This window comes from Duganella sp. LjRoot269 (assembly GCF_964254095.1).
GTDB classification, from domain to species: Bacteria; Pseudomonadota; Gammaproteobacteria; order Burkholderiales; family Burkholderiaceae_D; genus Rugamonas; species Rugamonas hordei.
Genome location: NZ_CAXUSL020000001.1, coordinates 4,830,542 through 4,843,439 on the forward strand (window position 1 = coordinate 4,830,542; position 12,898 = coordinate 4,843,439).

Annotated in this window: 12 protein-coding genes; 3 read left to right on the forward strand and 9 right to left on the reverse strand. The window is 67.4% G+C overall.

The annotated features are described in order from the left end of the window. Together ACSQ3S_RS21565 and fabI are read left to right on the forward strand one after the other, a co-directional pair. The gene (locus tag ACSQ3S_RS21565; RefSeq protein WP_436143710.1) at positions 1-2,595 is read left to right on the forward strand and encodes an EAL domain-containing protein; all 2,595 of its coding nucleotides are present in this window, start codon (positions 1-3) and stop codon (positions 2,593-2,595) included. 2 nt (positions 2,596-2,597) lie between these two features. Continuing rightward, complete coding sequence (gene fabI, locus ACSQ3S_RS21570; protein ID WP_436143711.1) at positions 2,598-3,377, forward strand: enoyl-ACP reductase FabI; 780 nt, start codon at positions 2,598-2,600, stop codon at positions 3,375-3,377. Here the strand turns inward: fabI and ACSQ3S_RS21575 are convergent. Then, positions 3,374-5,677 carry a putative bifunctional diguanylate cyclase/phosphodiesterase gene (locus tag ACSQ3S_RS21575; RefSeq protein ID WP_436143712.1) on the reverse strand — a complete coding sequence of 768 codons (2,304 nt, stop codon included), beginning with the start codon at positions 5,675-5,677 and terminating at the stop codon, positions 3,374-3,376. The two genes, fabI and ACSQ3S_RS21575, sit on opposite strands and share 4 nt — an antisense overlap. A 232-nt stretch (positions 5,678-5,909) precedes the next feature. Further along, positions 5,910-6,647, reverse strand: a complete 738-nt coding sequence (locus tag ACSQ3S_RS21580; RefSeq protein WP_436143713.1) for a PEP-CTERM sorting domain-containing protein — start codon at positions 6,645-6,647, stop codon at positions 5,910-5,912. 322 nt (positions 6,648-6,969) lie between these two features. Here ACSQ3S_RS21580 and ACSQ3S_RS21585 point away from each other — a divergent pair, with 322 nt between their 5' ends. Continuing rightward, positions 6,970-7,158: a hypothetical protein gene (locus tag ACSQ3S_RS21585; protein WP_436143714.1), complete on the forward strand. Its 189-nt coding sequence runs from the start codon at positions 6,970-6,972 to the stop codon at positions 7,156-7,158. A 38-nt stretch (positions 7,159-7,196) separates the two neighbouring features. Here the strand turns inward: ACSQ3S_RS21585 and ACSQ3S_RS21590 are convergent, their stop codons facing one another. The 7 genes from ACSQ3S_RS21590 to ACSQ3S_RS21620 are packed head-to-tail and all read right to left on the reverse strand — an operon-like array spanning position 7,197 to position 12,898. Next, on the reverse strand, positions 7,197-7,661 hold the full coding sequence (locus ACSQ3S_RS21590; protein ID WP_436143715.1) for a cache domain-containing protein: 465 nt from the start codon (positions 7,659-7,661) through the stop codon (positions 7,197-7,199). 12 nt (positions 7,662-7,673) lie between these two features. Beyond that, a complete protein-coding gene (locus tag ACSQ3S_RS21595; RefSeq protein ID WP_436143716.1) occupies positions 7,674-8,774 on the reverse strand; it encodes a porin in 1,101 nt (366 codons plus the stop codon). A 48-nt stretch (positions 8,775-8,822) separates the two neighbouring features. Then, complete coding sequence (maiA, locus tag ACSQ3S_RS21600) at positions 8,823-9,488, reverse strand: maleylacetoacetate isomerase (RefSeq protein ID WP_436143717.1); 666 nt, start codon at positions 9,486-9,488, stop codon at positions 8,823-8,825. Beyond that, positions 9,488-10,210 carry an ABC transporter ATP-binding protein gene (locus ACSQ3S_RS21605; protein WP_436143718.1) on the reverse strand — a complete coding sequence of 241 codons (723 nt, stop codon included), beginning with the start codon at positions 10,208-10,210 and terminating at the stop codon, positions 9,488-9,490. Before ACSQ3S_RS21605 ends, maiA begins: the two co-directional genes overlap by 1 nt. Further along, positions 10,207-10,959 carry an ABC transporter ATP-binding protein gene (locus tag ACSQ3S_RS21610; RefSeq protein WP_436143719.1) on the reverse strand — a complete coding sequence of 251 codons (753 nt, stop codon included), beginning with the start codon at positions 10,957-10,959 and terminating at the stop codon, positions 10,207-10,209. Before ACSQ3S_RS21610 ends, ACSQ3S_RS21605 begins: the two co-directional genes overlap by 4 nt. Then, the gene (locus ACSQ3S_RS21615; protein ID WP_436143720.1) at positions 10,956-11,978 is read right to left on the reverse strand and encodes a branched-chain amino acid ABC transporter permease; all 1,023 of its coding nucleotides are present in this window, start codon (positions 11,976-11,978) and stop codon (positions 10,956-10,958) included. The genes ACSQ3S_RS21610 and ACSQ3S_RS21615 overlap by 4 nt, the downstream gene beginning before the upstream one ends. Further along, positions 11,975-12,898: a branched-chain amino acid ABC transporter permease gene (locus ACSQ3S_RS21620; RefSeq protein WP_436143721.1), complete on the reverse strand. Its 924-nt coding sequence runs from the start codon at positions 12,896-12,898 to the stop codon at positions 11,975-11,977. Before ACSQ3S_RS21620 ends, ACSQ3S_RS21615 begins: the two co-directional genes overlap by 4 nt.

Consider the following 12,898-nt stretch of genomic DNA (forward strand, 5'->3'; position numbering starts at 1 on the left):
ATGACCGAAACCACCGATGACCTGGACCGCAGCGCCGGCGACATGATGCCGTCCCCCGGCGAGATCGCGCTGCGCCTGCGGTATCTGGAACTGGGCGCCGACGACCTGGCGCTGCTGCGCCGCATCCATCCGCTGCTGCAGCCGCGCCTGGAGCCCGTCATCGAAGCGTTTTACACGCATCTGCTGAGCATGCCGGTGCTGCGGCCGCTGCTGGGCGACGGCGCGGCGCTGGCGCGGCTGCGCCGGGTCCAGGCCGGCTACTTCCGCTCGCTGACCGCCGGCGACTACGGCGACGACTACGTGCGCAACCGCCTGCGCGTGGGGCTGGTGCACCAGCGCATCGGCCTGGCCCCGGTGTGGTACCTGGGCGGCTACCGCAAATACCTGACCGACCTGGCGCCGGTGCTGCGCGAGCTGCTGCGCGACAGCCCCGACACCTTCCTGCCCACCTATGGCGCGCTGTTCAAGGTGGTCAACTTCGACATGAGCCTGGCGCTCGACACCTATATCCAGGCCGGCCGCCGCAAACTGCTGGGACTGAAGAACTACTCGGAGCAGATCATCAGCAGCATGCCGTCCGGCGTGATGGTGGTCGACGGCGGCGGCGCGGTGCGCACCGTCAACCAGGCCATGCTCGGCATGCTGGGCGGGCAGCGCGGCGGCGCCGGCCTGCGCTACGACGAACTGGTCGGCGATGCGGCGCTGCGCGCCTGCATCGCCGAGGGGCTGGACCAGCCGGCCTACCAGCGCGAGCTGACGGTGACGCTGCCCGACGGCCCGCGCCACCTGCGCTGCTGCCTGTCGCGCACCTTGCTCGACAAGCAGGACCTGCTGCTGCTGATCGCCGAGGACATCACCGCGCCGATGCAGGCGCGCGCCGAGCTGCGCGACAGCGAAGAACGCTACCGCGCCGCGTTCGGCCAGGCCGCCGTGGGACTGGCCGAGGTGTCGGCCGACGGCAGCTGGCTGCGGGTCAACCGCAAGCTGCTCGACATCGTCGGCTACAGCGAGGACGAGCTGCTGCGGCTGCGCCTGTCGGACATCGTCTCGCCCGAGGACTGGCAGATCGACGCGCCGCTGCTGCGCAGCCTGGCCGCCGGCGCGCTGCAAAGCTCGAGCCGCGAAAAACGCTACCTGTGCAAGGATGGCCGCGCGGTGTGGGTCAAGGCCACGGTGGCGGCGATGCGGCCGGCCGGCGACCAGGCCAGCCTGGTGGCGGTGATCGAGGACATCTCGCAGCGCAAGCAGTTCGAGGAGGAGCTGCTGCACCTGGCCAGCCACGACGCGCTGACCGGCCTGGCCAACCGCACGCTGCTGCTCGACCGCATCGGCCAGGCGATCGCCCAGGCGCGCCGCAGCGGCCGCCAGGCGGCGCTGCTGTTCCTCGACCTGGACCGCTTCAAGACCATCAACGACAGCCTGGGCCACGACGCCGGCGACCGCGTCGTGGTCGAGGTCGGCCGCCGGCTGCAGCAGGCCGTGCGCGAAGCCGACACGGTGGCGCGGCTGGGCGGCGACGAGTTCGTCGTGCTGCTGGCCGACCTGCCGCACGAGCGCGCCGCCGGCGCGCTGGCGCAGAAGATCCTCGAGGCGCTGTTCGCGCCGATGCTGATCCTGGGCCACGAGCTGTCGCCGGCCAGCAGCATCGGCATCAGCATGTATCCGAAGGACGGCGCCGACGGCAAGACCCTGCTCAAGAACGCCGACGCCGCCATGTACCAGGCCAAGGCCCTCGGCCGCGGCAACTACCAGTTCTATTCGCACGAGATGAACGCGCGCACGCTGGACCGGCTCACGCTCGAGAGCGGCCTGCGCCACGCGGTCGAGCGGGGCGAGCTGCAACTGATGTACCAGCCGCAGATCGACCTCGGCAGCGGCATCGTGGTCGGCGTCGAGGCGCTGCTGCGCTGGCATCCGGCCGGCGAGCAGCTGGTCATGCCCGACGCCTTCATCCCGATCGCCGAGGAAACCGGGCTGATCGTGCCGATCGGTGAATGGGTGCTGCGCACCGCCTGCGCCCAGCACGTGGCCTGGCGCCGCGCCGGCCTGCGCGACGTGCGCATCGCCGTCAACCTGTCGGCGCGCCAGTTCCGCCAGCCCGGCCTCGACGCGATGGTGGCGCGGGTGCTGGCCGACACCGGCTGCCACGCCCGCTGCCTGGAGCTCGAGATCACCGAAACGGTGCTGATGGAGCGCCCCGACAGCGCGGCCCAGACCTTGCAGCGCCTCAGCGACATGGGGGTGCAGCTGGCCATCGACGATTTCGGCACCGGTTATTCCAGCCTGTCCTACCTGAAGCGCTTCCCCATCCACGCGCTGAAGATCGACCGCTCCTTCGTGCGCGACATTCCGGACGACGCGGACGACGCCGCCATCGCCGGCGCCGTCATCGCGCTGGCCCACAGCATGGGCTTGACGGTGGTGGCCGAGGGCGTGGAAACGCCGCAGCAACGCGACTTCCTGCGCGGCCAGCGCTGCGACCAGGCGCAGGGCTACTATTTCAGCGAGCCGGTGACCGCGGTCGCGCTGGCGCGCATGCTCGGCGACGACGCCCCCCTGGCGCCGGCCGGCCACCACCGATTGTCCGGAGCCTGACCATGTCCCTGCCCTCGCCGTTCTCGCTGGAAGGAAAACGCGGCCTGATCATCGGTGTCGCGAACCAGCACAGCATCGCCAGCGGCTGCGCCGCGGCGGCCGCCGCACTGGGCGCGCGGCTGGTGTTGAGCTGCGCCGGCGACGCCGCCGTTCCCTACGCCGGACCGGTGGCGGCCGCCATCGGCGCGCCGCTGCTGACCTGCGACGTCGAACGGCCCGGCGACCTCGCCGCGCTGGTGCGGCAGGCCGCGTCCCAGCTGGGCGGCCTGGATTTCGCGATCCACTCGGTGGCCTGGGCGCCGGCCGACGACCTGCACGGCCGCGTCACCGACAGCAGCAGCGCCGGCTTCCTGCGCGCGATGCAGATCTCCTGCCACTCGTTCGCCGAACTGGCCCGCCATTGCGAACCGCACCTGCGCCAGCGCGGCGGCAGCCTGCTGACGATGAGCTACCTGGGCGCCGACGAAGCGGTGCCGCACTACGGCGTCATGGGCCCGGTCAAGGCGGCGCTGGAGTCGCTGGTGCGCTATCTGGCGCTGGAACTGGGGCCGCAAGGCATCCGCGTCAGCGCCGTGTCGCCGGGCCCGGTGCCCACGCGCGCGGCCACGGGGCTGGAACAGTTCGACGCGCTGATGCAGCGCGCGCGCGAACGCTCGCCGTTGCGGCGGCTGGTGACGCTGGACGAGATCGGCCGGCTGGCCGCCTTCCTGGCCGGCGACGGGGCCAGCGGCATGACCGGCCAGACCATCTACGTCGACGCCGGCTACCACGCGGTCAATTAGCGCGCGGCGTGCCGGCCGCCGATCGCGGCTTCAGGCATCGAAGCGAGAAACGGCGCCAGCCGCACCGGCCGTCCCGGCAGGTAGCCCTGCACCAGCGCGCAGCCAAATTGCCGCAGGAAGCCGAGGTGGGCATCGGTTTCCACGCCCTCGGCAACCACGCGCAGCTTCATGTTGCGGCCCAGGTCGATGATGGAACGCACGATGGCGCAATCGTTGGACTCGTGCGGCACGCCGCGCAGGAACAGGCGGTCGATCTTGAGCGAACTGATCGGCAAGGCCTTCAGCAGCGACAGCGACGAATAGCCCATGCCGAAATCGTCCAGGCCGATCTCGAAGCCGAGGCGCACCAGTTCGGTCATGATAGGCAGCGCTTTTTCGATGCGCTGCATGATGACGCCCTCGGTCAGCTCCAGGCAGATCCGGTCCGGCGCGATGCCGGCGGCGGCGGTGATCGCCATCAGCTCGCGCGGCAGTTCGCTGTCGAGAAATTCCGGCGCGGCCATGTTGACGTGCACCCGGATCTGCGGCATGCCCGACGCCTGCAGCAGCGGCAGGTCGCGGCACACCTGCTCGATGACCCAGCGCCCGATCAGCACGATCAGCCGGCTTTGTTCGGCCACGGGGATGAACTGGTCCGGCGGCACCACGCTGCCGTCGGCTTTCCGCCAGCGGATCAGCGCCTCCAGCGCCACCACCCGCATGTCCTGCGTGTCGCATATCGGCTGGTATTCGAGGAAGAATTCATCCCGCTGCAGCGCATCCTGCAGCGCCGACAGCATCAGCAGCTGGGCCGCCACGGCGCCTTGCTGCATATCGTTTTCGCTGCCGAAGTAACTGACCAGGTTGCGGCCGTTGCGCTTGCTGACGTACATCGCCACGTCGGCCGCGTGCAGCAGGCGCGCCGTGTCGCGGGCGTGCTGCGGGAACAGGCCGACGCCGATGCTGGCCGATACCGACAGTTCGTGGCCCATGTAATTGAAGCGCGTGCGCGCCGCCGCCAGCACGGCCCCGGCCAGCTCGTCGAGCGCGGACTCGCCGAGGCCGGCCGGCGCCATCAGTGCGAACTCGTCGCCGCCCAGCCGCGCCACCACCGCACCGGCGGGCGCCAGGCCACGCAGCCGGTCGGCGAACTGGCACAGCACCACATTGCCGGCGGCGTGCCCGAAGCCGTCGTTGATGGGCTTGAATTGGTCGAGGTCGATGTACAACAGGCCGAACGGACTGCCCTGCTCGCAGGCGGCGTCCAGCAGTTCATGAAAGTGGGCGCGATTGATCAGGCCCGTCATTTCATCGGTCTGGGCCAGCACCCGCACCCGCTCCTGCTGGATCATGCGCTGGGCGGTCTGGGCGATCAGCGCGCTGATCGATTCGGCCAGGCCCGGCAGCTGCGCCTCGCGCTGACGCGGCGCGACGCTGAAAAATTCCAGCACGCCGGCGCAATGCAGGGCGCCGTCGGCGGCGACATAGGTCACCGGGAAGAAGAAGCCCGATTGCAGGCCGCAGCGCTGCGCCGCCTGCACCCGCGCCATGTCGGCGTGCGTGGCGCTGGCGTCGACCCATTGCGCCCGGCCCTCCAGCCAGGTCTCGCCGACCAGGCCCTCGCCCGGCCTGACCGCCAGCGCCGTCGCCGCGGCGCGAAATTGCGCATAGTCGCGGTCGGCCGTGTGCCAGACATGCCGGCAGCGCAGCACCTCGTCCGCGCCGCTGTGTTCCAGCGCCCAGAACGCGCCCCAGTCCCAGCCCAGTTCCTCGCACACCAGGTGGATGATCTTGTAGACCGCCTCGTCGAAGGTGTCGGTGCCGATCAGGTAACGGGTCAGCGCGAAGTTGAAGCGCTCGCGCATGGCGGCGCGCTTGGCGCCGGTGATGTCGGTCAGCATGCCGGTGGCGACCGGCCGCTCCGCCGCCGCCAGCGCCTGCAGGCGCAGCCAGCGTATCCCCTGTTCGTCCTCGATAACGCGGAACTCGCAGGTTTCAGCGCTGCCGTGCCGGCTGATGGCCGACAGCGTTTCAGCCAGCAAGGCCGTATCCTCGGCCACCACCTTGGCCGCCCAGCGCTCGCCCGCGTCGCCGGCCCCAACGCCGAGCAACTGCAAGGCAACCGCCGACAGGCGCATCTGCGAGGTCTGGCGCACCATCGACCAGCGGCCCAGGCCCGCCAGCTCGTCGACGGGATCGGCACCTGCCGTGAACGCGAGGTCAAGGCCGTGCGCGCCCACGCCGCAGGCCCATCCTGCCGGGTCGTTCTGCTGGCCCGGCGCATGCCGGATGGGACGAGGCGTTACAACGGAGTGCTCCATAGCGATTCCTGACAGTAGTTAAAGGCGTGCTCGCCTGCCAGCCGAACCGGGACAATACGTTCAAAACGCCCTATTAACGATCGCTTTGGCGATCGCGCGCACCACTGCATGGAATTCCTGCACCGCAGCTAAGCGCCGGGAGGCGGACGGCGGGCGTGACCTCTGGCATGGCATGGACATGCAGAATCCGTGCCAACTTGCAAACCGCTAGTTCAAGAATGGGAAAGGGACTTCAGGCCGACCGTGCGCGGCGGCGCGCCAGCCATGCCACCAGGCCCAGGCCGCCGAGCACCATGCCCCAGGTCGATGGCTCAGGCACGGCCGCCGTCAGCGACACGCCGTCCAGCAGCAGGAACGGTGGCGCGCCCGGCGCACCGCCTTGGGCCAGGAACGACAGCGCCTGGCTGACGCTGGTCGCGGTGAAGCTCATGGTCGCGGTTTTCCAGCCGCTGAAGCCGCCGTCGGCAATGCTCAGCGCGCTGGTGTTCTGGCTGGCGCCGCCGAAGCCGACCAGCCAGGAGTTGCTGTTGTTGGCGCCATCGAAACCTACCTGCTGCGCCAGCGCGTAGTCGAACTTCAGCGTGTAGGCGCTGCCGACCGACAAGCCGTTGATGGTCTGCGACAGCGTGCCCGGGTAATACAAGGCGTCGGAGGCGAACACGTTGACGCCGTCGGCCGAGGCGCTGTAGCCGTTGCCTTGGCTCTTCAGCCAGATGGCCGAGTTGTAGGTGTTGGCGATGCTGCTGTCCAGCACAAAGTTGTAGCCGCCGTCGTTGCCATTGCTGCTGGTCCAGCCGGTCAGCGTGGTGCGGTTGGCGTCGTTGGTGACGGTGGAGGAAAGCTGCTTGTTGCTGCCGTTGGTGGTCGACTCGAAATTGCCGTTGGTGACCAGGTTGGCGGACGCGTGGGCGACGCCAGCGCTCAGGGCGGCGACGGCGGACAGGGACAACAGAATAGATTTGATGCGCATGACGCAATCTCCAGTATTGACAGTAAGTGGCGGGGAAACTGCCGGCGATTTTGGGGCCGACGACAGCTCGACGATGGCACTCCTGTCGAACTGGGTGTTTGAGAACGGATTTTGTTGAAATTCGTCAAAATTTATTGCAATGAGACTATTCTATCAGAATACTTTTTAAGAAACTAAAATATTCTAAATACAATTTGTATTTCTTTGTATCAACCAGTTCGAGCGAATGCAAGGACGTGAGAAAGCCGGCCTGCCCACGCAATGCCGCGCAGAATTTTTTTGTTTTGTATTAACGTTTCCCTTTTAAGCATGGGAATTGAGCATGAACGGCGATCAGCGCACCAACAAAACCATCAGTTCCGCGGTGGAGCACGGCATCTGGCTGGCGAACTCGCAAGGTTCCGCTGTGGCATGGGCCTATATGCAGACGTATCACGTGCCGGTCGATGCGATACGCCGCGTGCTGGCCTATCCGGAGGCGCGCCGGAAGTCCAGCAGCTGTTGCCGCTAGGGCTGGACTCGGCAAATCATGAAATACAGATCGGCGATCTATTTTTTGTACACGCCGCTCAAGACGAAATAGTCGTCGATCCGTTCCAGATAGGTGTAGCGGTGCTCCATCTTCTGACTGACCGGATTGACCCACTCGAATTCAACCCAGCCGCTGCCTTGGGTCTTGGCCAGTTCGATCTGCTCGCGCACGAAGGCCTTGCCGTTGACGTCCTTGATGTCGAGCAGGGTCTTGCCGATCAACTTGGGATTGGCGCCGTGGGCCAGTACCACGCCGTTCAGGTCCAATGCGGCGACGTACAGTTCGCGGTCAACGAACTGGCTCTGCGGCCGGCTGAATTCGGCCAGCGCCTTGTCCTTGCCGTTTTTTCGTACATAGCCGACGGCCTTCTTGACGAGAGCTACCGCCTCCTCTTTCGACGCCTGCTGATCGGCCGCCGTGGCGCTGAAACCTGCCGACATCACCAGCACTGCAAGAATGAATTTGAATAAATACGTACGCATGATCACCCCTCCTCAGAACGAATGGCGGATGCCGGCCGAGACGCCCGACTGGTTCAGCCCCGTCCCCACGGTGCCGCCCGCGTCGAGCGCGATGGCGGCCTGGCCGGCGTTCTTCATGCGGCCGATCGAGCTGTAGACCGCGGTGCGCTTGGACAGGAAATAGGTCAGTCGCAGCGCCACCAGCGTGGAGTCGTTGCCGCTGTCCTTGACGTCGTGGCGCGCCACCTGCCCGTCCAGCGTCAGCAAAGGCAGCAGCGGATAGCTGGCTCCCACGTAAATCAGGTTGGATTCGAGGTCGTTGGCGCGCGTGGCCGCCTTCTTCTTGCGCGCCATGATGCCGGCGCCGATGCGTACCTCGCCGGCCATCGCGTAGCCGTTCAGGGTGGTGCGCCGGTCGCTGCTGTCGCTGGTGGTCAGCCCCGCAGCCGCGCCGGTGTTGCCGTACATGATGTCGTAGCTGGTGGTGATGCCGAACCGCGCGGTGTTATAGCCCGCCAGGGCCGTCACTTGACGGCAGGCCTTGGCGTTGCCCGCCACTTCGCCGGGGCAGTTGGTGGCGGCCGGCCCGCCGGCGCTGGAGGCATCGCGGCCGAAGCTGTAGGTGGCCCCCACGGTGAAGTCCGAGAACGTGCCGAGGTAACCGATGGCATTGTCGCTGCGCGCGTTCGGGATGTAGGGGTCGATGCTGGAGATGCTGAACAGGTTGGGTCCCAGCACGTCCGACTTGAGCGTCGCCAGGAAGGTCATGTTGTTCTGCCGGCCCAAGGTCAGAGTGCCGTAGCTGCCCTTCAGGCCGACGTTGGCCTGGCGACCGAACAGGCGGTTGCCCTGCCCCATGGTGCCGGTGTCCATGCCGATGCCGCTTTCCAGTACAAACACGGCCTGCAAGCCATCGCCCAGGTCTTCCGTGCCACGGAAGCCGAGGCGCGAGGGGAAGCTGCTGGTCAGGCTGGGCACCTTGACGGCGGAGTTGCCGGCCGCGTTGGCGTTGTTGGTGTAGACCACGCCGCTGTCCACGATACCGTAGATCGTCACGTTGCTCTGCGCCGTGGCGGCGTGGCAGGCCAGGCAGCCGATCATTGCGATGGCGCCACCGAGTGCTGTCTTCTTCATTACTATGTCTCCAGGTTTTTTATGTGAGATGCTGCGGGGTGAAACGGTTTATTCGCTGTCGGGCTGGCGCGCCGGTTGCGCCAGCTGGAACGCCGGCAGTTCCTGGCAGGCCGCGTCGATGGCCAGCAAGGTCGGGAATGGCGTCAGGTCCATGCCGAAGCGGCGCGCCGCGAACAGCTGCGGCACCAGGCAGCAGTCGGCCATGGTCGGCGTGTCGCCGACGCAGTAGCGGCCGCGCTGCTCGTCGCGGACCAGATCCGCTTCCAGCGCGGCCAGGCCGATGCCGTGCCAGTGGCTGATCCAGGCGTTCTTCGCCGTCTCGTCCAGGCCCATGGCTCCGGTGAGGTACTTCAGCACGCGCAGGTTGTTGAGCGGGTGGATGTCGCAGGCCATGGAAAGAGCCAATTGCCGCACGCGGGCGCGCTCGCCCGGCGTGGCCGGCAGCAGCGGTGTCGCCGGCCAGGCTTCATCCAGGTATTCGATGATGGCCAGCGACTGACCGATGTCCAACACGCCGTCGCTCAGCACCGGCACCAGCTGCTGCGGATTGCGGGCGCTGAAGACGTGTTGGAACTGCTCGCCGCCGTTGCGGTTCAGGTGCACCGACAGGTACTCGTACGGCAGCCCTTTCAGGCCCAGCGCGATGCGGACGCGGTAGGCGGAGGAACTGCGAAAATAGTTGTGCAGCACCAGCTGCGTTGCGCTTTCCTGCATCAGGACACTCCCATGTATTGTTGAACGATGTGCGGCTCGGCGCGCAGCGCGTCCGAACTGCCCTGCCAGACCACCTTGCCCTTCTCCAGCACGAAATGGCGGTCGGCGAACTTGAGCAAGGCGCCGACGTTCTTGTCGATGACGATCTGCGACAAGCCCTCCGTCTTCAGCGCCGCCAGCGCGGCCCATATCTCAGCGCGGATGATGGGTGCCAGGCCTTCGGTGGCCTCGTCCAGCACCAGCAGTTGCGGGTTGGTCATCAGCGCGCGGCCGATGGCCAGCATCTGCTGCTCGCCGCCGGACAGCTGCCAGCCGTGGTTGCCGCGCCGCTCCTTCAGGCGCGGGAAGAAGCGGTAGACCCGTTCCAGGTCCCACGGCTGCAGGCTGAGGTGCCTGTGGCGCGGCATGCGCGCGGTGGCTACCAGGTTCTCTTCCACCGACAGGTTGGCGAACACCTGCCGCCCTTCCGGCACCAGCCCCAGTCCCAGCCGCGCGATGTGGTGCGACGCCAGGCTGGTCAGCGGCTTGTCGCCGAACGAGATGGCGCCGGACTTCAACGGCAGCATGCCGAACAGGCATTTGATGGTGGTGGAACGCCCCATGCCGTTGCGGCCCAGCAGCGTCACCACCTCGCCGGCCCGCACGTCGAAGCTGACGCCGAACAGCGCCTGCGCGTGGCCGTACGATGCGTGCACGTCGCGCACTTCCAGTAAATTCGTCATGCCTCGCCCTCCTCTTCACCGAGGTACACGGCGCGTACCTCCGGGTGGTTGCGGATCTCGTCCGGCGTGCCGCTGAACAGCACCTTGCCGTAGACCAGGGCCGTGATGCGGTCGGCCAGCGCGAACACCGCGTCCATGTCGTGCTCGATCAGCAGGATCGAATAGCGGCCCTTGAGGCGGGCCAGCATGGCCACCACCGCCGCCGATTCCTGCACGCTCATCCCGGCCATGGGCTCGTCGAGCAGCAGGAACTTGGGCTGGGCCGCCAGCGCCATCGCCAGTTCCAGCTGGCGGCGCTCGCCGTATCCGAGATCGGCGGCCGGCGCTTGCGCCAGCGGCGCCAGGCCGCAGTCGCGCAGCGCCGCATCCGCAACTTCCACTTGCGCGGAGCGCGACATCATCGGCTGCCAGAAGCGCCAGCCGTGTTCGCGCGCGCCCACTGCCGCCAGCACGGCGTTCTCGCGCACAGTGAAGTCCTCGAAAATGGAGGTGATCTGGTAGGAGCGCAGCAGGCCGCGCCGCGCCCGCATGTGAATCGGCAGGCCGGTCACATCCTCGCCGTCGTACCAGACCTTGCCCTCGTCGGAGGCCAGCTCGCCGGACAGCTGGTTGATCAGCGTGGTCTTGCCGGCGCCATTGGGACCGATGATGGCGTGCAGTTCGCCGGGGCGGATATCGATCGACACCGAATCGGTGACCAGAATGCCGCCGTAGCGCTTGACCAGCGCTTCGGTTCTCAGGATGCTCATGCGTGCTCCTCCACGGCGTGGACAGGCACCGGGGCCGGCGCGAGCACCGCTGCCGTCTTGCGCGGCGCCAGCTTCTCCAGCAGGCCCACCAGGCCGGCGGTGCGCAGCAGCGCGACCAGGAAGATCGCCAGGCCGAAGATCGCGGCCCAGGATTCGGTGGCCATCTTCAGCAGCTCCTCGGCACCCATGAACACCACCGCGCCCAGCAAGGGACCGAACACGCTACCCAGGCCGCCCAGCACGATCATCACGATCAGGTCGCCGGAAACCATCCAGCTCAGCGTGGCGGGCGATGCGAACGCGGTCAGGTTAGCCAGCAGCATGCCGGCCACGCCGCACAGCACCGCCGACATCACATAGGCCGCCAGCTGATAGCGCTTGCCGCGCAGGCCGATCGCGTTGATGCGACGCGGATTCCGGCGCGCGCCGCGCAGCACCATGCCGAACGGAGCCACCCGCAGCCGCGCCGACCACCAGATCACCAGGCACAGTACAACGAAGGCCACGGTGTAGGCGACCAGCGGCTGGCCCAGGTCCTGGCCGAAGAAACGGCTGGTGGCGCCGATCGGCGTGCCGTCGTCGCCGCCGTACTGCTTCAGGCTGACAAAGACGAAATACCCCATCTGCGCAAACGCCAGCGTGATCATGATGAAGCCGATGCCGGTGGTGCGCAGGCTGATGGCGCCCGTCAGCAGCCCGACCAGGCCGCAGGACACCACGCACACCGCCAGGTGCAGCCAGCCATTGTCGATGCCGTGATACGCGGGGATCGCCACGCTGTAGGCGCCGATGCCGAGGAACAGCGCGTGGCCGAGACTGACCAGGCCACCGAAGCCCAGCGCCAGGTTCAGCGCACTGGCGGCGACGGCGTAGATCAGGATGCGGGCAAAGAAGACCACGTAGAACGGCTGGTCGGCGATGCCGGCGGCCCAGGGCACCAGCGCCAGGGCGCCCAGCAGCAGCACGGGCACCAGCGTGGCCGGCTGGCGCACGGAACGCATTGAAATAAGTGGATTCATCGGGTCCTCTCGGTGGGGAACAGGCCCTGCGGGCGCAATGCCAGCACCAGGGCCATCAGCAGATACACCAGCATCGATGCCAGCGCCGGTCCGGCGGCGTTGGCGACGTCGCGGCTGGCCAGTTCGCGCAGCAGCGTGGGCAGGAAGGCGCGGCCCAGCGTGTCGGCGGTGCCGACGATCAGCGCCGCATAAAACGCGCCGCTGACCGATCCGATGCCGCCGATGACGATCACCACCAGCGCGGTGATCAGCACCGGCTCGCCCATGCCGGTCTGGATCGACATGATGGGACTGGCCATCACGCCGGCCAGCCCCGCCAGCGCCGCGCCCAGCGAGAACAGCACCGCGTTGAGCAGCCTGATGTCAACGCCCAGCGCCGACACCATGGAGGGATTGACCGAACCGGCGCGGATCAGCATGCCCAGCCGCGTCTTGTGCATCAGCAGATGGGCGCCGACCGCCACCGCCAGCCCGACCACGATGATCGCGAAGCGGTAGCTGGGGTAGCTGATGCCGAGCAGGTCGACGGTGCTTTCCAAAAATCCCGGCAGCGGCAGGAAGTAAGGCTGCGGGCCCCAGATCATGCGCGCGGCTTCGTTAAAGAACAGCACCAGGCCGAAGGTGGCCAGCACATGGTCCAGGTGATCGCGTCCATACAGCCGCGAGATCGCGGCGCGTTCCAGCGCGAAGCCCAGCGCCACGCAGCCGGCGATGGCGGCCAGCAGCGCCAGTCCGAAGGAACCGGTATGCTGGTAAGCGGTGGCCGCGAAATAGGCGCCCAGCATGTAGAGCGAGCCGTGTGCCAGGTTCACGAAGCTCATGATGCCGAACACCAGCGTCAGGCCGGCGGCCAGCAGGAACAGCAGCACGCCGTACTGCAGCCCGTTCAGCAGCTGCGTCAGTAGCAGTTGGATGGTCAT

Excerpts from the sequence above, each read along its gene's own strand:
- ACSQ3S_RS21565 (WP_436143710.1), top strand. The coding sequence starts at position 1 with ATGACCGAAACCACCGATGACCTGGACCGCAGCGCCGGCGACATGATG.
- fabI (WP_436143711.1), top strand. The coding sequence starts at position 2,598 with ATGTCCCTGCCCTCGCCGTTCTCGCTGGAAGGAAAACGCGGCCTGATC.
- ACSQ3S_RS21575 (WP_436143712.1), bottom strand. The coding sequence starts at position 5,677 with ATGGAGCACTCCGTTGTAACGCCTCGTCCCATCCGGCATGCGCCGGGC.
- ACSQ3S_RS21580 (WP_436143713.1), bottom strand. The coding sequence starts at position 6,647 with ATGCGCATCAAATCTATTCTGTTGTCCCTGTCCGCCGTCGCCGCCCTG.
- ACSQ3S_RS21585 (WP_436143714.1), top strand. The coding sequence starts at position 6,970 with ATGAACGGCGATCAGCGCACCAACAAAACCATCAGTTCCGCGGTGGAG.
- ACSQ3S_RS21590 (WP_436143715.1), bottom strand. The coding sequence starts at position 7,661 with ATGCGTACGTATTTATTCAAATTCATTCTTGCAGTGCTGGTGATGTCG.
- ACSQ3S_RS21595 (WP_436143716.1), bottom strand. The coding sequence starts at position 8,774 with ATGAAGAAGACAGCACTCGGTGGCGCCATCGCAATGATCGGCTGCCTG.
- maiA (WP_436143717.1), bottom strand. The coding sequence starts at position 9,488 with ATGCAGGAAAGCGCAACGCAGCTGGTGCTGCACAACTATTTTCGCAGT.
- ACSQ3S_RS21605 (WP_436143718.1), bottom strand. The coding sequence starts at position 10,210 with ATGACGAATTTACTGGAAGTGCGCGACGTGCACGCATCGTACGGCCAC.
- ACSQ3S_RS21610 (WP_436143719.1), bottom strand. The coding sequence starts at position 10,959 with ATGAGCATCCTGAGAACCGAAGCGCTGGTCAAGCGCTACGGCGGCATT.
- ACSQ3S_RS21615 (WP_436143720.1), bottom strand. The coding sequence starts at position 11,978 with ATGAATCCACTTATTTCAATGCGTTCCGTGCGCCAGCCGGCCACGCTG.
- ACSQ3S_RS21620 (WP_436143721.1), bottom strand. The coding sequence starts at position 12,898 with ATGACCATCCAACTGCTACTGACGCAGCTGCTGAACGGGCTGCAGTAC.